Consider the following 17051-nt stretch of genomic DNA (forward strand, 5'->3'; position numbering starts at 1 on the left):
TCTCCGAGAAAATTCGTGCGCTGTATCTCTTCCACCAGCGCTACGGCCCCAAAAGTGGCATATTGGGGGACATGAGTAACGGAAAGCTGATTCTCCTACGCCACGGCCAGAGCCAGTGGAACGAGTCCAACCAATTCACCGGCTGGGTTGACGTCGACCTGACCACCAAGGGAGAGGACGAAGCCAAGCGCGGCGGCGAGCTCCTCAAGGAAGCGGGCCTGCTGCCCGACGTGCTGTACACCTCGCTGCTGCGTCGTGCGATCCGCACGGCGAACATCGCCCTCGATCACGCTGATCGCCACTGGATTCCCGTCGTCCGCGACTGGCGCCTCAACGAACGCCACTACGGCGCACTGCAGGGCCTGAACAAGGCCGAGACCAAGGACAAGTACGGCGAGGAGCAGTTCATGTCCTGGCGCCGTTCCTACGACACTCCGCCGCCGGAGCTGGCCGATGACTCTGAGTACTCGCAGTCCCAGGACGTGCGCTACGCAGACCTGCCGGCCGTGCCGCGCACTGAGTGCCTCAAGGACGTCGTCGATCGCTTCATCCCGTACTACACCGAGGAGATCCTCCCCCGGGTCAAGGCGGGCGAGACCGTCCTCATCGCGGCGCACGGCAACTCCCTGCGCGCGCTGGTCAAGCACCTCGACAACATCTCGGATGAGGACATCGCGGCTCTGAACATCCCCACCGGTATTCCGCTGGTCTACGAACTGTCCGCTGACGGCACCGTCCTCAACCCCGGCGGTACCTACCTTGATCCCGAGGCCGCTGCGGCCGGTGCCGCAGCAGTTGCGGCACAGGGTGGTAAGTAGCCACTAGCGCGTGTCCGCTGTTCTCTCGTTCCTGTTGGGCGTCGCCGTCACCGGCGTCGCCCTTCCGGCCTTGATCTGGGGTCGTAAGCGCCTGCAGCGCTACCGCTCCTCGGCCACGCTGGAGGACAATCAGGTCACCACCGTCAGCCAAGTGCTTCACCTGGCTATTCAGGGTTCCCCCACCGGTCTGGCCGTGCTGGACCGGGGTGGAGAGGTCATCCTCTCCAACGCCCGCGCGCACGAGATGAATCTCGTCCACGATCGCACCGTCAACGCCACCGTGTGGCGGGTCGCCGAAGAGGTCTACGCGGACAAGGAACCCCGCAATCTCGACATTTCCGTGCCGAAGCGGCGAACCGGCAACCGCGTGTCCTCCGTGCGCGCGTTGATCAAACCCCTGACGCTTGTCGACGATCGCTTCGTCATCGTCTACGGCAGCGACGAGAGCGAAAACGTGCGGATGGAATCCGCCCGCCGCGACTTCGTCGCGAACGTCTCCCACGAACTGAAAACCCCCGTCGGTGGCATGGCTCTGCTAGCCGAGGCCCTCATGGAGGCCGTCGACGACCAGGAGCAGGTGGAGTACTTCGGTACTCGCTTGCACCGTGAGGCCCACCGCATGGCGGACATGATCAACGAGCTCATTTCACTCTCCAAACTCCAAGGCGCGGAGGCCCTGCCGGAGATGGAGCCGGTCCTCATCGACGATGTCATCGCGGAGGCCTTCGCCCGCAACCAGGTCGCCGCCGATACCGCGGACATCACGTTGACCAAGGGCGCGGACTCCGGTGTCCTCGTCCTGGGTGACAAGTCTCTGCTGGTCACCGCCGTGTCCAACCTCATTTCCAACGCCATTAACTACTCGCCCCATTCCGTCCCGGTCTCCGTGTCCCAAAAGGTCACGAGCGATGACGTCGTGCTCATCCGCGTCACCGACCGGGGCATCGGCATGTCCCCGGAGGACCAAAAGCGCGTGTTCGAGCGTTTCTTCCGCGTGGACAAGGCGCGTTCGCGTTCCACCGGAGGGACGGGGCTAGGTTTGGCCATCGTCAAGCACGTGGTGGCCAACCACAGCGGTAACATCAAACTATGGTCCCGGCCCGGTACCGGCTCCACCTTCACCCTTGAACTGCCGATCTACCGCCCTGATCCTTCCCCGGACGTGCCGGCCGAAGTAGGGGAAGAAGAGAATCCGGCGGCCAACGGCCCGCTTCGCCAGGCGGTGTCGCGGGTGGCCACACGTCGAAAGGACAAAGCAACATGACGACGACCATTCTCATTGTCGAAGATGAGGAATCGCTCGCCGATCCCTTGGCTTTTCTCCTCCGCAAGGAGGGATTCGACGTCATCACCGCTGGTGACGGTCCGACCGCGTTGGTGGAGTTCGACAAAAACGACATCGACATCGTCCTGCTCGACCTCATGCTGCCGGGCATGTCCGGCACCGACGTGTGCAAGCAGCTGCGTTCGACGTCCTCGGTACCCGTCATCATGGTCACGGCCCGCGACTCCGAGATCGACAAGGTCGTCGGCCTTGAACTCGGCGCAGATGATTACGTGACCAAGCCTTATTCTTCCCGCGAGCTCATCGCCCGCATCCGCGCCGTCCTGCGCCGCGGAACGGACTCGGACAACGGTGGCTTCGACGAACTCGAGGAGCGAATCCTCGAGGGTGGTCGGGTGCGCATGGACGTGCAGCGACACACGGTGACCGTCGCCGGTGAGCCGGTGCCCATGCCGCTCAAGGAGTTCGACCTCCTGGAATACCTGCTGCGCAACGCCGGCCGCGTGCTCACCCGCGGCCAGCTCATCGACCGGATCTGGGGTGCCGACTACGTCGGTGATACCAAGACACTCGACGTCCACGTCAAGCGGCTGCGTTCCAAGATCGAGGAAGAACCGTCCCGACCCCAGCACCTCGTGACCGTGCGTGGCCTGGGGTACAAGTTCGAGGCTTAGCGCTCGATCGCTTCCAGGGGCGGGGTGCGGGAGGCTTTGATCGCCGGGATGAGTGCGGCGATCACTCCGACCAGCACGGAGGCCGCGACCATGATCATGATCTGCACCCAGGGGATTTCGGGGCTCGCCATTCCCTTGGAGCCCAGCACCCGCACTGCGGACCACCCTGCGGCGGTACCCAGCACGATGCCGACGGCCGCGCCGTGGATGGAAATGATGAGGGATTCGATCTGAATGATTTTCCTCAGCTGGTGCCGCTGCACGCCGACGGCGCGGAGCATGCCGAGCTCGCGGGTTCGTTCCGCCACGGACAGCAACAGCGTGTTGATGATGCCCAACGTCGCGATGATGACAGCCAGCGCCAACAGGGCGTAAATGATGAGAAGTAGTTGGTTGATCTGGGTTCCCAGCGTGTTGCCGTATTCCGCCTTCGTCTTCACCTGAACCACCAACAGCGACGCGGTCGCCGCCGCCAGGTTGTCCCGCAATTGGGCATCGGACACCGATCCGTCACCGGTCACAAAGATTGCTTGTCGATGCAGGCTTGAGTCCAGGTTGTCCAGCACCTTCGCCGCTGCAGCGAGGCTCACCGTGATGTGGCCCAAAGTGGAATAGTCGGTGTAGACGCCGGTGATGGGGATGAACATTTCGGTGTAGAAGTCGCCCTGGAAGGCATTGATCCCAATGAGGTCGCCGACCCCGAGGTCGGCCTGGGAGGCATACTCCGCCGAGATGGCGGCACCTTCCAGGGCGTTGTTCATGCTCCCCGAAATGAGCCCGACGTCGATGTACTGGGAGAAGTCATCATCGACGACGGTGGTGGTGAGGTTGTCCCAGTTATCCACCTGTAAGGGCGCGGACATGAGGGTGCCCGCGCGTGCCACGCCCGGGGTCGCCATGACTAGGGATGTGGTTTGTTCTGGCAACCCGAGGGTAGAGGTACCGGCCTGCGTCGAAAAGTTGTTTCCGCCGAGACTGTCGAGGACGACGGGGACGGAGACGTTGGATTCGAGCATGCCGAAGACGCTGGCCCGCGTGGTCGCGCCGATGGTGCCAACGCAGGCGACGAGGCCGACTCCCAGCGCCAGGGCTAGCGCGGAGGATGCCGAGCGTCGGGGATTGCGAACTGCGTTTCGACGTGCCAGAGTGCCCACCGCACCCAGGGGGACCGTCAGTGCTCGGCCGAGAGTTTGGCCCGCGGCAACCACGAGGGTGGGGCCGATGAGCGGAATGGCGAGGAAAACGATGACCACGCCGATGCCGGTGAAAGCTAGACGTTGTTCGACGTCGGGAGCAACCTCGTTGACGGAATTAATCAGCGCCGAACCCGCCACCAGCACTGCTCCGAGGGACATCAAAACTCCGGCGATGAGGAGTCGCAGGCGCGGTGCTCGGGTACGGCGGGCGTCGGAAAGGTCGAAAGCTTGGACCGGGGGAAGCATCCCGGCCCGGCGGGCAGGGGCCAGGGCGGATGCCATCGTGATGATGACGCCAAAAGCTAGCGGCAAGGCGATGGCCTCGTTCGTCCAGGTGAAGTCGATGGAGGCGAGCTCCCCGCCGACGTAATTGAAGGCGGCCAAGAGCCCAGCGACGAAGATGAAAGCCGCTGAGATACCGACAAAAGATCCCACGAGGCCGACGAGGAACGCCTCGGTGAGAACGGAATAGGCCACCTGAACGGTGGAAACACCGATGGAACGCAAGAGGGCGAACTCGCGGGTGCGCTGGCCGACGACCATCGCGAAGGTGTTGGTGATGTTGAAAGCACCCACGAGCAGAGCTACGGCCCCGAAGATAACCAGCACGTAGCGGACGAACTCCATCTGTTGGAGGACGGCGCCGCTGATGTGCTCGACAATCTGCTCGGGCAGCAGGGGAGTGAGGTCCCGCCAGGCCAATCCGATCCGGTTGCGCACCACCATCGGGTCCACGCCCGGTTGCGTCGAAATGACCACTTGCGAGGCGTGATCGAGTTCCGTGAACAATTGCAGGTAACGGTCGGAGGTGAACATGACGCTGATCCACCCGGCCGTGTCACGGGAGGAATCGAAAATTCCCGACACTTTCACGCGCAGATGCTCCCTGGGGGTGATTACCTGCAGCCACTCGCCCACGCTGACGTGCGCCCGGTCGGCGGCGGAGGAATTGAGCAGGACCTCATACCCTTTGCGGGGTAGCTCCCCGGCGATGAGTTCGGGACTGGGCCCGACGACCTGGTCTTCGGGGTACACCGCGGCCGGGTGGGCGCCGGACGACCCCGCCTGCATGGGTATGCCGTTCGGCGGGATCACAATGATCCCGGAGTTCCCCGCGGCGCGGATACCGCCTGGGGTTCCGGGCCCGTCCCCGACGATGTTGATGGCCCGGACCTCGGGCCAGGATTGAATCTCGGCGATGACCTCGAAAGGCACACCCTGTTGTGAGGTGGAGCTGCCGACCAAGCCGATGTCCACCCCATCGACTCCGGCGTCGATGATCGAGTCAAAGGAGCGTTCCATCGCGTTGGTGAGCAAGAGCGATCCAGAGATGAAAGCAGTGCCCAGCACCACGGAGATGAAAGTCAGCACCATGCGACCCCGGTAGGTGACAGCTGACCGCCACGAAACTTTCAGCATCGTGGCACTAGAGTGTCTGCTCACGCCGTACTGCACGGGTGTGGAGCGGACCGGAAGCCGGCGGCAGCCCGGCGCTGGCAATGCTCCGCCAACACGTCGAAAGATGCCCGGCCCATGAGCGCCACCAGCTCGTTTTCGTAGGACTGCCACATGGGTACCGGGCTCGTGTGGCAAGAGGAGTCCTCGGTGCAGTACCAATCAAAGTCCTCGCCGCCACCGCCCCACGTGCGACGGTGATACTCCCCGATGACGGTGCGGAGGATCTCGACGCCGTCCGTGCGGTCCTCGTAGGCCTCGTCGCGGTGCAGGGGTACCTGCCAGCACACTTCCGGCTTTTCGACGGTCAGGTCACGTCCCTCCGCCACCGCCCACTGGTGGATGGCACATCCGGGTCCAGTCGGCCAACCTTGCCGGTTGGCAAACAAACACGCCCCGTCGACGATTTTGGTCTTCAAAGCGGGCTCGGGTTCACCATTGTCATCATCAAGTTCGTCCCACACCAGCCACGGCTCCAACTGCACCGGATCGGCCTCGCGGAGGAAACCGTCCACCTCGACGGGGCGGTGTTGCCAGTAATGGGCGGGCATTTCGGAGACGGCGTTATACAACTGGTCTCGATCGGTCTCATCGGCGAGGTAGGCGCCATGGACACAACAGCCCACATCCGGCTTCGCGGCATCGATACCGGGGCAGAGTTCAGTACCGAACTGGCAGCTCCAGCGAGACTCCAGCCACGTAAGGTCAATCTGAAAAATGTGCTGCGGGTCCTCGGGGTTATAAAACTCAAACCACTCGCGAGGAAAATCAGGGGCGACTTCGCGGCCAGCCAAGATTTGGCGGCCGGCGGGGGAGGATTCTGGGAAACCCAGAAAAACCTGGGTCGGACGCGGGCGGTTCACACTTGAACAGGTTAGACCGTCTACCCTGATACATGTGCGACTAGGTGTATTGGATGTGGGCAGCAACACTGTCCACCTCGTGGCAGTGGATGCCCGCAATGGCGGTCACCCTACCCCCATGAGTGACTGGAAGACGACGCTGCGACTCGTGGAACTCATCGACGGCGACGACGCTATCGACGATAAAGGTCTGCGCAAACTGACCAAAGCGGTCGGAGAGGCGGCGGAACTGGCAAGCACTCTCGGGTGCAAGGAAATCATGCCGTTTGCCACCTCGGCCGTGCGTTCCGCGACCAATTCCGATGACGTGCTCGATCACGTGGAGAAGGAAACCGGCGTCCGACTGGAAGTTCTTTCCGGGGAAGACGAAGCCCGACTCACGTTCCTGGCGGTTCGCCGCTGGTACGGCTGGTCCGCGGGGCGCATCACCAACCTCGATATCGGCGGAGGTTCCCTCGAACTGTCCACCGGCTCGGATGAGACCCCAGACGTGGCCGTCTCCCTCGACCTGGGCGCGGGGCGCCTGACCCACCAGTGGTTCGATACCGATCCGCCGGAACGCAAGCGGATCAACCTTCTGCGCGACTACATCGACGCCGAGCTGGTCGATGCTGCCCGCCAGATCCGGGTCTACGGAACCGCCGGGGTCGCCGTCGGCACCTCGAAGACTTTCCGCACGCTGGCCCGCCTCACCGGTGCGGCCCCGAGTGCAGAGGGCCCCTACGTCAAACGCACGCTCACCGCACCAGGTCTGCGCCAACTCATCGCCTTTATCTCCCGCATGACTGCTGCTGACCGGGCTGAGCTGGAAGGCATCAGCTCGGATCGTTCGCATCAAATTGTCGCTGGCGCTTTGGTCGCGGAGGCCAGCATGCGGGCCCTCGGGTTGGAAAAGATCGAGATCTGCCCCTGGGCGTTGCGGGAAGGCGTCATCTTGCGCCGAATTGATAAGGGACTTACCCAGGAGGACCTGGGAATTTCGGCTGACCAGGATAGGATGTGACCATGAGCGACAAACAACTAACCGTCGCCGAGCTGCTTGCGCGCGCGGCCAAGGAGGGTCCTGCGACCGACGTGCCGCGTCGTCGTCGGCGCCGGAGCCTCGAAGATGGTGGTATTTCGGTCGCTGAGCTGACCGGTTCCATCCCCGCGGTCAAGGAGAAGCCGGCCGAGTCGAAGCATTCCTCCGTGCCGATCGATCCGCCGGAGTCAGAGCCTGAGGTAGAGCCAGAGGTCGAGGTCACGGAAGCTACCGAGGTGGTGGAACCGCAGGTTCCGACCCCCGCGACCGACCAGACTGTCATCTTCCAGAAGATTGATGCGGACGATGCGGACGCGGACGTCGCTAAGCAGTCCGTGATCGTCGAAGAGGAGGCCGCCACCGGCGAGATCCCGGCGATTGCTGTCGAGGACGAGCCGGAGCCGGAGGCTGAGCTAGAGGTCGTGGAAGAGACTGAGGCCGAAGTCGAGGAGAAGACCTCGATGACCGGCATTATTCTCATGGCGGTCATTGGCGTCGTCCTGGGGGTCGTGGTGTTCAAGGGCTTCGAGCTGCTGTGGGAAAACCTGAGCCGGCCGATTGTCGCCGCTCTCGCCATCGTGGTCACCGGCGTCATGGTGGGCGTGGTGCGGGCGCTACGTACCTCCAACGATGGGTTGTCGATGTTCCTGGCGGCCGTGGTTGGCCTGGTCATGACCTTTGGGCCGCTGCTCATCGTGATGCTTTAAGCACACACAGACAACTGCTCCCCCTCCGTGCGAGGGGGAGCAGTTTTTTGTGTGATCGCGACCGGCTGATCGCGACCGGAACGCGCTCGCGAGGTGAGGTCGGAGCTAAAAGCCCAGGTCGCGTTTCCCGGCTCGGCTAAAAGTCGGGAGGAGGGCGTCGCGATCAACCGGTTCCCGGCTAACCCATCGGCCGCGCCGGGGGCTGACCGTTCCCGGGCATCATGCCGCCACCCATGCCACCGGGGCCTGCACCTGCAACGCCTTGACCTGCGGTGACGGCAGTGTCGGTGCCATTGACCGTCACCGTGTACTGCTCACCGTTAGCGATCGCCGCGCTCGAGTATTGGACCAAGCCGAAGTCCTTGACGGCGGTGAAGGTCGCGATGGTGGCCCCGGAGGAGTCCTTCACGATGATCTCATCGCCTGCCCGGCCGCTGGCGGTGGCGGCAATCCACCCTTGGCCGTCGGTGGACGTCGGGTTGACGGGCATGCCGTTGGAGCCGACGGCGATGAGCTCGCCGCCAGTGAGGGTGAACTCACCTTCCGTGTCCAAGGTTCCGTTGCCGTTGTCCGTCGGACCCCACACGGTGGTGGTGCCGCCGCTGATGTGGAGGTCGCCGTTGGAATCGAGGCCGTCGCCACCCGCGTTGACCGTGAGGGTGCCGCCGGTAATGGTCACCTGCTCTCCGGTGCTGCCCATGGGCGGCTGGTTGGATTGCGTCGCGGACGTGGTTTCTTCCGAAGTGGCGGCGAGCCCGGCTTCGGCGGTGGTGGAACCGGAGCCGTTGACGCCATCGTCGGTCGAGGTGACGTTGATGTCTCCGCCGGAGATAGTGATCAGTCCGGCCTCGATGCCCTCGTTGGATTCGGCGATAGTGAGGGTGGCGCCGTCGAGTACCGCGGCGACCTCGGCGTGGACGCCATCGTCGCCGGTCTTTGCGGTGATCTCGCCGCCGCTCAGCCGCAGCGCGCCCTTGGAGTGGACGGCGTCGTCGCCCGAGTCGATCGTGGTGTTGCCACCTTCGACGATGACGTAGGTGCCCGCCTTCAGACCCTTGGCGGAGGTATCGGTCTTGCCTGCCGACGCCCCGCCACCCGCCGTCAGCGTGAGGTCACCGTCGCTGACGATGAGGTCGGTGGACGCGTCGATGGCATCTCCCTGAGAGGTCACGGTGAGGGTGCCGCCCTGGATGTCCACGTACCCCTTGGTCGGGTCGTCGTCCTTGTCGGACTTCAGGCCATCGCCCCCGGACTCGACGGTGAGGCTTCCGCCCTTGATCACGAGCGCATCGTTGCCCTGGATGCCATCATCGGCGGCCTTGACGCGGTAGGTGCCCGACAGGACCGCGAGGTCGTCATTGGCGGTGATGCCATCGTTGCCTTCGCCTTCCGCCGTGACGTCGAGGGTGCCGGAGCCGGACAACGTGAGGTCGGCGGCGATGTCGATGGGGCCAGTGACGGTGTTGGTACCGGTGGAATCGATGGCCACATCTTCGGCGTTGGTCGCGGTGATGCCCTTCGCAATTGTGGCGTCATTGAGCAGGAGGACGACCTGGGCGTCGGGGGCATCGATGGACACGGATTCGATGTCGCCGCTCAGCCGGTACACGCCGCCGCTGGTGATCTGAATGTCGCTGCCGCTGAGGTCCTGGGCATCCGCGGCGTCCCACTCGTTAAAGGTGGATGCGTCGTGGTTCTCGGCTAGCGCCTCCGTGGCCGTCGGCGGGTTGACGGTACTGAAGGAACCGGAGGTTGCGGTGGCGGTCGGCGTGGTCGTCGCTCCGGTGCTCCCGGCGCCGGGGGAGCACGCGGCAATGGACAAGCTCAAGCCGAGGACGGCGGCAGTGAGGGCAGGTTTCGTGATTTTCATGGTGGTTGTTCCTTAAGAAAAGTAGTTGTTGAGCACGCGGTTCCACCGGTTGCGGGGCAGCGAGCTGTTGAGGGCGGACATGCCGGTGCCGAACTTGGATATTCGCGCCGGGCGGTGGCCGGATGCCCAGAGCAGCCGGTCGACCTCGGAGGGGCGGGAGCCCGACTTGGTTTCCACCACGGCCATGTCAGGCCGCTCGAGGTAGCTATCGCGACTGGCCCAATCAAGCTGCGTATCGACGGTCGCCCGTCCCGTTCCATCCGCCATGAGCAAGGTGGTCCGGTGCCAGCTGCGCGCCGGTGTCCGGCGGCTGGCCGGCCGCCAGTAGGCGGCCTTCCAGCCAGGCCGCCGACTCGTCGCTCAGTCGCGCCTGCATGGCGTCGTCAAAGTCGCAGGCGATCCGCTCTTTAACGGTGACCCCGCGGGGACCCACGGCCTTGACCTCGAGGAAGGAGGTCCGGGATGCGAGGTAGGTTCGTGTGCGAACTTTGAACTTCCGACGCCGCGGGTGTGCCGCCATGTGGAAGCTCCGCAAGTCCGGAGTGTCGAAGTAGGTGGAACGGTACGGCTGGGGGACGCGGCCGTCGATACGCAAGACCCGAGTGCGGGGATCCAAGCCGCCGAGGGCGGCGTCGAGTTCGCGGCGGTGGAGGACGTATTTGCGGTCTACCCGGGTGAGCATCTCGGCCTCGGACACCAGCTCCTCGAGGCTGATCGGGGCGAGTGCGGAGTAAAAGCTAGGCATCGATGGCCTCACGCAGGGGATTTTCCACCGGGGTAGTGGAGTGCGCGCGGGGCTGGAGGCCGACCTCGACGAGGGTGAGGTCATTGACCAGGTCGAGCTTGAGCACACTCACCGTCAGTACCTGCTGGCCAGTGAGGTTCTCGATCTCGGCGCGCAACTCGCGCTCCTGGGCAATGGCCCGATCGAGCTGAATCTGCTGCCGCTGCACGCCCCGCCTATTTACTAGCGAGGTATCGGCCACCGCGATGACCGCGATGATGAGCGCAATCATGGTGGTGCTGAGCAATGACACGGTGGCCAGGCCCGAGATCAAACCGATGGCCAGGGACGCGAAGTAATAAGCCACCTCCCGCTGGCTGATTTCGGAGGAGCGGAGCCGGATGATGGAGAGCACTCCAAACAGTCCCAGACCCAAGCCTGCCCCCACAGAGGAGGTTGCCAGGATTTGAGAAACCGCCAGAACGCCAATGTTGACGCCCAAAAAGGCGACCGCCAAGTCACTTCGGCGATGGCGGGGAAAGTAAATGCCAAACACCAGAACCAGAATTGCCATCAGATCTACGAAGATCATCATCGCGGGCGAAGTCATGGGAATGAGTTCCTTTCAATAGCGAGTACGAGGTGTTGATATCAGCGAGTATGGAAACTCAAGTTGTAAAAAAGCTGGAATGAGCTGGGAGGGAAGGTGGCAGAATAAGTAAAGAAGAGCCGGGTAGCTGGCAGTTGGCTGTATGCAATGGCGGTCGATGCCGTTGTTAGCTAACTGCAAATGAATAAGTTACTGAGAAAAAGCTAATTGGGAACAAAGGTGAGACGGCACTTTCTCATGTGTTTTGTTTCTCTTCAGGTGGCCTGCCCGGTGTCCTTGGGTGGCGCTCCAGCGTGTGGCAGGGTGGAGGCCATGAGAAATCTCGCAGTCCTTGGCGGCGGCAAAATCGGCGAGGCCTTGATCTCCGGCCTCATCAACGCTGGCGCCGACCCGCAGACCATCACCGTCACCAATCGACGCCCTGAGCGCGGCGTGGAACTCCGCGAAAAGTACGGGGTGCGTGACCTAACGGATAACCGCCAGGCGGTGGAAGGTGCGGGAGTCGTCTTCCTCTGCGTGAAGCCAAAGGACATCACCTCTCTCATTGGCGAGATCTCCGACACCCTTGAAGACAACGACGCCACCACCGTCCTGGTCTCCATGGCCGCGGGCATTCCCCTCGCCGCAATGGAAGACGCCTCCGTCGCAGGCACCCCCGTCGTCCGGGTCATGCCGAACACCCCCATGCTGGTCGGACGTGGCATGAACGCCGTCGCTACCGGCCGCTTCGTTAGCGATGAGCAGCTGGCCGAAGTCACTAACCTGTTAGGCACCGTCGGTGAGGTCGTCCCCGTCGAGGAATCTGACATGGATGCCGTCACTGCGTTGGCTGGCTCCTCGCCCGCCTACTTCTTCCTCGTTGCCGAGGCGCTAATCGACGCTGGCGTTTCCCTCGGCCTCACCAGGGACATCGCCGAAAAGCTCGTCACCACCACCGCGGCTGGCGCGGGGGTCATGCTCGCGGAATCTGGGGTCGATCCGGCGACCTTGCGGGCGAACGTCTCCTCGCCGGCGGGCACCACCGTCGCCGCGCTGCGTGAGCTGGAGGAATCCGGAATTCGCGGTGCTTTCTTCCGGGCAACGGAGGCGTGCGCCCAGCGTTCCGCTGATTTGGGTTCGGGGAAGAACGTGTCCCGGCAGGGGGATCTCGAAGAATTTTCTGGCACTTAAGTCGCAACAGTCACACAATTCACGCTAAGCTAGTTCAAGCACGTGCGTGACCGAACTGCGGGAGGGGAAGCCTGCAGCGCGCCACCTGCTTGAAGGGTTAGATAAATTATGGCTAATGCAGACAAGGGATCGTTCCAGACTGTCGCCGAGGTCGCGGAGATCATGCGCGTATCCAAGATGACCGTCTACCGGCTCGTTCACTCCGGTGAACTGCCCGCCGTACGCGTCGGGCGTTCTTTCCGAGTGCACGAGCAAGCGGTCAAGGACTACCTCGAGTCTTCGTACTACGAGGCTGGTTAGGCCCAGATCCCCGCTCCATCGTCGGCGGCGCTCGACTCTCTCCGGAGGGTGGGGCGCCGCCGTCGCCTTGGCCTGGTGGTGCTCGAAACCGGCGTTCGTTAACAACTCTGGGTTTTTCCAGCCCGGAATCGGGTCAAGTTGTTAGCGAACGCGGCTTTTGCCCAGCGGTGGGGCCGGTTGCCCTTGAAACCGGCGTTCGCTAACAACTTCGACCCTTTCCTGGAGCGACACGTGGCTATCTTGTTAGCGAACGCGGTTTTTGGCCCTACTAGGCCCTGTCGGTATGATGAATCGCATTCGTGCCGACGATCTATTTGCGCCGAGCGTGCACCTCGGTCGCTGCGACCTCCCAAAAGGGGTCCGTGGAAAAGTCGGCAGGTCATGTACGTACATCAATCCGAAATGAGGAAACCCCATGGGTTCTGTCATCAAGAAGCGCCGCAAGCGCATGTCCAAGAAGAAGCACCGCAAGATGCTGCGCCGTACTCGCGTTCAGCGTCGTAAATTGGGCAAGTAAGCCTCGTAGTTACACCGCCTTCCGTCTCCCCGCACTGGGGAAACAGAAGGCGGTGTCGCTTATTCTGGCTTTAGTCGGCGGCCGTGGAAGATTCGCCAGCTGCTCAGGCTGAATGCGGCGGTGGCGAGGGCGGGCAGGCCGAAGGTGCGGACGGCGCGGCGAAGGCTGCGGTAGTCGCGTACCTGCCAGCCATGCTTTCCGGCCTCTTTGCGAAGCTTCGCGTCGGGATTAATGGCGACGGCGGTGCCGACCATCGACAGCATGGGAATGTCGTTGATGGAGTCCGAGTAGGCGGTGCAACGGGTTAGATCGAGCTGTTCGATGGCGGCTAGGGCTGCCACGGCGTGCATTTTGCCGGGGCCGTGGAGGATGTCTCCGACGAGGCGTCCGGTGAATTTGCCATCCACCACCTCGGCGACGGTACCCAGGGCGCCGGTGAAGCCGAAGCGTTTGGCCAGGATCTGAGCGAGTTGCACGGGGGTGGCGGAGACGAGCCACACTTGGTGCCCTGCGGCCAGGTGCATTTCGGCGAGGTCCCGGGTACCGGGCCAAGTCTTGTCGATCATGGTGCTGTCCACGATCTCTTCGCAAAGCTCGACGAGCTCGGCGACGCTTTTGCCTTTGATGAACTCCAGAGCTTGGGTACGACCGGCGGCGACGTCGTTAGCGTTTTCGGAGCCGGTGACTCGGAACTTAATCTGCTTCCAAGCGATGGGCAGCACTTCCTGGAGGTGGAAGTAGCGTTTGCGTGCCAGGCCGAGAGCGAAGACGACTAGCGAAGAGCCTTGGATGAGCGTGTTGTCAACGTCGAAGAAGGCGGCGGCGCCGACGTCTTGGGGGATGTCCGGGTCGGGCAGGTTGATGTGGAAGCCGCCAGCGGCCTCGATCGACCCGGAGACGGAATCGACGCCGGAGGAAAATGCGTCGAGCTCGATGCCGAAGGTTTCTTGGACGGCGGCGGCGGCGGAGGCTTCGCCGGCGGCGCGTTGGTGTTCTTCGCCCAGTGGTGGGAGGGCTCGTTCTTCGAGGAAGCGGCGGAGGTTGCCGCGCGTGGCGCTCCAGCTGGCGAGGAATTCTCGCGGGGAACCGGGGAAAACTGGTTCGCTGTTAGGCGGGGTCACGGCGGTGTTCGTGCCTTCCTTGGGGTGCGGGGCCTGCTCTGTATCGTGTCCATCGTAGGCGCGTTGCATTCGCAGCGCTGGGCAAGAAGCTGGGAAGAAGTGGAGTCGGGCTGTGGCGCAGGTGGTGGAGCTTATGGTGCGGACATCATGTGGTTCGTGCGCGCGGGTGGAGAAGCAGATTGCGCCGGTCGTGGCGGCGGCGGGTGTGGGCTTGGTGGTGCGTAACGTTGATCATGATCGCGAGCTGGCGATGGAATTTGGTGATCGGGTGCCGGTGGTGGTGGTTGATGGTGAGGAATTCGCCTGTTGGGAAGTGGACAATGGGGAGCTGGCGGAGGCTTTGGCCCACTAGCTCGGGGGTAGATACGGACTTTTCTTCACTCGGGGGTATCCTTTTGTTTGATCCGCCCCGAGGTGCGCGCCCAGCCACGCCCCGGGGTATGAAATTGTGATCCAGGTCGAAAGCGGTGAAGGTTAACGTGAGTGTGCTCGTCGTGGGAATGTCGCACCGATCGGCGCCGGTGGCGTTGCTCGAGCGACTGAGCATGGACGAGACGGTGCGGGAAGATACCACCACCAAGCTCATTAATTGCCCTGCGCTCAGCGAGGCGATGATCGTCTCCACGTGTAACCGGCTGGAGATTTACTCGGTCACTAATTCCTTCCATTCTGGGGTGCAGGATGTCGTGGAGGTGTTGCACGAGATCTCGGATGTGGATATCGATACTCTGCGTGGCTACCTCTATGTTCGCTACGCCGACGCCGCCGCGGAGCACATGATGGTCGTGGCTTCGGGGTTGGATTCCATGGTGGTGGGGGAGCAGCAGATTATTGGCCAAGTGCGCACGGCGTACCAGGAGGCCAGTGAGAAAGGGACGGTCGGTCCGGCGTTGCATTCGTTGGCCCAGTCGGCGTTGCATACCGGCAAGCGGGTGCATTCTGAGACCGATATTGATGACGCCGGGGCGTCGATGGTGTCGGTCGCGGTGGATGAGGCGCTGGAGCACCTGGGCACTGATCAGCTGACCGGACGCACCGCCTTGGTCCTGGGTGCGGGGGCGATGGCCTCGCTGGCGGCTACGCACCTGGGGAAGCTGGGCGTCGATAAGCTGATTATCGCCAACCGCACGCGATCGCGGGCGGAGCGTCTCGCCGAGCATTCGCGGGAGGCCGGCGTGCCGGCCGAGGTGGTGGATTTCGCGGATCGGGCGGCGGTGCTGTCGCGGGTTGACCTGGCGGTATCGGCGACGGGTGCGGATGATTTCACCATTACCCCGGCGGATATTCCCCGCGATCGGGTGGATAATCTCACTCTCATTGACCTGTCGATGCCCCGCGATATCGACGACGACACGGCGCAGTTGCAGGGCGTGCACCTCGTCAACATTGAGCGGCTGCACAAGACAATGTCGGGGCGCGGCGATCACGCGACGGGACATCAGGAGGCGCTGGGGATCGTCGCCGAGGAGCTACACGCTTATAGCTCTGAACAGCGGGTTCGTGATGTGGTGCCGGCGGTGGCCGCATTGCGCAAGCACGCTTCCGAATTGGTGGACACGGAGTTGGAGCGCCTGCGGGCGCGGACTCCGGCGATTGATTCTCCGGAGTTTGAGGAGGTGACGCGGACGGTGCGGCGGGTCGTCGATAAGCTGCTGCACCAGCCGACGGTGCGGGTGAAGAAGTTGGCCGCCGAGTCCGGTGTCGTGTCCTATGAGTCTGCCTTGCAGGAGTTGTTTGGCTTGGCCGCGGATGGGCCAGCGGTGGCAATTGATGTCGCTGACCTGCCGGAAGGCAAGGTCGGAATCAACGAGAAGGAACAGAAATGACCCTGAAGATCGGTACGCGCGGCTCGAAGCTGGCCACCACCCAGTCCGGCCACGTGCGTGAGGCGTTGGCTGCCCATGGCTTCGACGCCGAGTTGCACATCGTGACCACGGCCGGCGACGTCAATATGGCGCCCGTGGAGCGCATCGGGGTTGGCGTGTTCACGCAGGCGCTGCGCGAGGCCATGGTGGCCGGCGAGTGCGACATTGCGGTGCATTCCTTCAAGGACTTGCCGACGGCCCCCGATGAGCGCTTCCACCTCATCGTCCCGGTGCGTGCCGACGCCCGCGAGGCCCTCATCGCGCGCGATGGCCTCACCCTCGCCACCCTCCCGGAGGGGGCAAAGGTGGGCACCTCCGCGCCCCGCCGCATCTCCCAGCTCCGCGCGCACCGCCCTGACCTGGAGATCCTGCCCCTACGGGGCAACATTGATACGCGCATGGGCAAGGTCACCTCCGGCGAGCTCGATGCCGTCGTCCTGGCCTACGCCGGGCTCTCCCGCGTCGAGCAGGGCTACCGCGCAACGGAAGTCTTCAGCCCCGAGGTCATCCTCCCGGCCCCCGCGCAGGGCGCGTTGGCCATCGAGTGCCGCGCCGACGACGAGGAGGCCCGCCGCGCCATCGATTCGCTTATCGACGCCGCCGCCTACACTTGTGCGATCGCCGAACGCATCGTCCTCAATCGACTGGAGGCGGGCTGCACCGCCCCCGTCGCGGCACATTCCACTTTGGAGGGCGAGACCATCACCCTCACCGCTGGGGTGTTCGCTCTCGACGGATCGGCACAGCTTAAGCACAGTGCCTCCGGGACCGACCCGGTCGAGCTGGGGGAGCAGATTGCCCGCCAGCTCATCGAGGACGGCGCCGCCGAGGTCATGGCGAGGTAAGCTCTACCGG

18 protein-coding genes are annotated in these 17051 nt (G+C 63.5%); 11 read left to right on the forward strand and 7 right to left on the reverse strand.

Annotated features, from left to right (window positions below):
- Positions 1–71: 71 nt before the first annotated feature.
- The 3 genes from CATRI_RS01535 to CATRI_RS01545 are packed head-to-tail and all read left to right on the forward strand — an operon-like array spanning position 72 to position 2777.
- A complete protein-coding gene (locus CATRI_RS01535; protein ID WP_047252241.1) occupies positions 72–818 on the forward strand; it encodes a phosphoglyceromutase in 747 nt (248 codons plus the stop codon).
- Positions 819–828: 10 nt separating this feature from the next.
- On the forward strand, positions 829–2082 hold the full coding sequence (locus tag CATRI_RS01540; RefSeq protein ID WP_290219065.1) for a sensor histidine kinase: 1254 nt from the start codon (positions 829–831) through the stop codon (positions 2080–2082).
- On the forward strand, positions 2079–2777 hold the full coding sequence (locus CATRI_RS01545; RefSeq protein WP_290219068.1) for a response regulator transcription factor: 699 nt from the start codon (positions 2079–2081) through the stop codon (positions 2775–2777). Before CATRI_RS01540 ends, CATRI_RS01545 begins: the two co-directional genes overlap by 4 nt.
- Here the strand turns inward: CATRI_RS01545 and CATRI_RS01550 are convergent.
- Positions 2774–5347 (reverse strand): ABC transporter permease, encoded by a 2574-nt coding sequence (locus tag CATRI_RS01550; RefSeq protein WP_290219070.1) that lies wholly within the window; start codon positions 5345–5347, stop codon positions 2774–2776. The two genes, CATRI_RS01545 and CATRI_RS01550, sit on opposite strands and share 4 nt — an antisense overlap.
- 65 nt (positions 5348–5412) lie before the next feature.
- Complete coding sequence (locus CATRI_RS01555) at positions 5413–6291, reverse strand: DUF3109 family protein (protein ID WP_290219072.1); 879 nt, start codon at positions 6289–6291, stop codon at positions 5413–5415.
- A 34-nt stretch (positions 6292–6325) separates the two neighbouring features.
- Between CATRI_RS01555 and CATRI_RS01560 the strand changes: the two genes are divergently transcribed.
- Together CATRI_RS01560 and CATRI_RS01565 are read left to right on the forward strand one after the other, a co-directional pair.
- The gene (locus CATRI_RS01560) at positions 6326–7294 is read left to right on the forward strand and encodes a Ppx/GppA family phosphatase (protein ID WP_290219074.1); all 969 of its coding nucleotides are present in this window, start codon (positions 6326–6328) and stop codon (positions 7292–7294) included.
- 2 nt (positions 7295–7296) lie between these two features.
- Positions 7297–8019 (forward strand): Rv0497 family membrane protein, encoded by a 723-nt coding sequence (locus tag CATRI_RS01565; protein WP_290219076.1) that lies wholly within the window; start codon positions 7297–7299, stop codon positions 8017–8019.
- Positions 8020–8197: 178 nt separating this feature from the next.
- On the opposite strand, the gene CATRI_RS01570 is transcribed toward CATRI_RS01565, so the two are convergent.
- The 4 genes from CATRI_RS01570 to CATRI_RS01585 are packed head-to-tail and all read right to left on the reverse strand — an operon-like array spanning position 8198 to position 11223.
- Positions 8198–9889, reverse strand: a complete 1692-nt coding sequence (locus CATRI_RS01570; protein ID WP_290219077.1) for a carbohydrate-binding domain-containing protein — start codon at positions 9887–9889, stop codon at positions 8198–8200.
- A gap of 12 nt (positions 9890–9901) precedes the next feature.
- The gene (locus CATRI_RS01575; protein WP_290219079.1) at positions 9902–10156 is read right to left on the reverse strand and encodes a CYTH domain-containing protein; all 255 of its coding nucleotides are present in this window, start codon (positions 10154–10156) and stop codon (positions 9902–9904) included.
- On the reverse strand, positions 10113–10634 hold the full coding sequence (locus CATRI_RS01580; protein WP_290219080.1) for a VTC domain-containing protein: 522 nt from the start codon (positions 10632–10634) through the stop codon (positions 10113–10115). Before CATRI_RS01580 ends, CATRI_RS01575 begins: the two co-directional genes overlap by 44 nt.
- Entirely contained in the window at positions 10627–11223 is a 597-nt protein-coding gene (locus CATRI_RS01585; RefSeq protein ID WP_290219081.1) for a DUF4956 domain-containing protein, read from the reverse strand. Before CATRI_RS01585 ends, CATRI_RS01580 begins: the two co-directional genes overlap by 8 nt.
- A 312-nt stretch (positions 11224–11535) precedes the next feature.
- Between CATRI_RS01585 and proC the strand changes: the two genes are divergently transcribed.
- The 3 genes from proC to CATRI_RS01600 all read left to right on the forward strand — a co-directional run bounded on the left by proC (position 11536) and on the right by CATRI_RS01600 (position 13210).
- Positions 11536–12393, forward strand: a complete 858-nt coding sequence (gene proC, locus CATRI_RS01590; protein ID WP_290219083.1) for a pyrroline-5-carboxylate reductase — start codon at positions 11536–11538, stop codon at positions 12391–12393.
- 108 nt (positions 12394–12501) lie between these two features.
- The gene (locus tag CATRI_RS01595) at positions 12502–12693 is read left to right on the forward strand and encodes a helix-turn-helix domain-containing protein (RefSeq protein ID WP_290219084.1); all 192 of its coding nucleotides are present in this window, start codon (positions 12502–12504) and stop codon (positions 12691–12693) included.
- 415 nt (positions 12694–13108) lie between these two features.
- Positions 13109–13210 (forward strand): 30S ribosomal protein bS22, encoded by a 102-nt coding sequence (locus CATRI_RS01600; RefSeq protein WP_003855542.1) that lies wholly within the window; start codon positions 13109–13111, stop codon positions 13208–13210.
- A gap of 59 nt (positions 13211–13269) precedes the next feature.
- On the opposite strand, the gene CATRI_RS01605 is transcribed toward CATRI_RS01600, so the two are convergent.
- On the reverse strand, positions 13270–14400 hold the full coding sequence (locus CATRI_RS01605; RefSeq protein WP_290219086.1) for an HAD-IB family hydrolase: 1131 nt from the start codon (positions 14398–14400) through the stop codon (positions 13270–13272).
- A 64-nt stretch (positions 14401–14464) separates the two neighbouring features.
- Here CATRI_RS01605 and CATRI_RS01610 point away from each other — a divergent pair, with 64 nt between their 5' ends.
- From CATRI_RS01610 to hemC, 3 genes are all read left to right on the forward strand, one after another.
- A complete protein-coding gene (locus CATRI_RS01610) occupies positions 14465–14683 on the forward strand; it encodes a glutaredoxin family protein (RefSeq protein ID WP_290219088.1) in 219 nt (72 codons plus the stop codon).
- A 127-nt stretch (positions 14684–14810) separates the two neighbouring features.
- Complete coding sequence (locus tag CATRI_RS01615; protein ID WP_290219089.1) at positions 14811–16157, forward strand: glutamyl-tRNA reductase; 1347 nt, start codon at positions 14811–14813, stop codon at positions 16155–16157.
- Positions 16154–17041: a hydroxymethylbilane synthase gene (gene hemC / locus CATRI_RS01620; RefSeq protein WP_290219091.1), complete on the forward strand. Its 888-nt coding sequence runs from the start codon at positions 16154–16156 to the stop codon at positions 17039–17041. Before CATRI_RS01615 ends, hemC begins: the two co-directional genes overlap by 4 nt.
- Positions 17042–17051 lie beyond the last annotated feature (10 nt).

Source organism: Corynebacterium atrinae (genome assembly GCF_030408455.1).
Taxonomy (GTDB): Bacteria; Actinomycetota; Actinomycetes; order Mycobacteriales; family Mycobacteriaceae; genus Corynebacterium; species Corynebacterium atrinae.

Bases quoted from the DNA above. Each gene is read 5' to 3' on its own strand.
- CATRI_RS01535 (WP_047252241.1), top strand. From the start codon at position 72: ATGAGTAACGGAAAGCTGATTCTCCTACGCCACGGCCAGAGCCAGTGG.
- CATRI_RS01545 (WP_290219068.1), top strand. From the start codon at position 2,079: ATGACGACGACCATTCTCATTGTCGAAGATGAGGAATCGCTCGCCGAT.
- CATRI_RS01550 (WP_290219070.1), bottom strand. From the start codon at position 5,347: ATGGTGCTGACTTTCATCTCCGTGGTGCTGGGCACTGCTTTCATCTCT.
- CATRI_RS01565 (WP_290219076.1), top strand. From the start codon at position 7,297: ATGAGCGACAAACAACTAACCGTCGCCGAGCTGCTTGCGCGCGCGGCC.
- CATRI_RS01570 (WP_290219077.1), bottom strand. From the start codon at position 9,889: ATGAAAATCACGAAACCTGCCCTCACTGCCGCCGTCCTCGGCTTGAGC.
- CATRI_RS01575 (WP_290219079.1), bottom strand. From the start codon at position 10,156: ATGGCGGATGGAACGGGACGGGCGACCGTCGATACGCAGCTTGATTGG.
- CATRI_RS01580 (WP_290219080.1), bottom strand. From the start codon at position 10,634: ATGCCTAGCTTTTACTCCGCACTCGCCCCGATCAGCCTCGAGGAGCTG.
- CATRI_RS01585 (WP_290219081.1), bottom strand. From the start codon at position 11,223: ATGACTTCGCCCGCGATGATGATCTTCGTAGATCTGATGGCAATTCTG.
- proC (WP_290219083.1), top strand. From the start codon at position 11,536: ATGAGAAATCTCGCAGTCCTTGGCGGCGGCAAAATCGGCGAGGCCTTG.
- CATRI_RS01595 (WP_290219084.1), top strand. From the start codon at position 12,502: ATGGCTAATGCAGACAAGGGATCGTTCCAGACTGTCGCCGAGGTCGCG.
- CATRI_RS01600 (WP_003855542.1), top strand. From the start codon at position 13,109: ATGGGTTCTGTCATCAAGAAGCGCCGCAAGCGCATGTCCAAGAAGAAG.
- CATRI_RS01605 (WP_290219086.1), bottom strand. From the start codon at position 14,400: ATGCAACGCGCCTACGATGGACACGATACAGAGCAGGCCCCGCACCCC.
- CATRI_RS01610 (WP_290219088.1), top strand. From the start codon at position 14,465: ATGGTGCGGACATCATGTGGTTCGTGCGCGCGGGTGGAGAAGCAGATT.
- hemC (WP_290219091.1), top strand. From the start codon at position 16,154: ATGACCCTGAAGATCGGTACGCGCGGCTCGAAGCTGGCCACCACCCAG.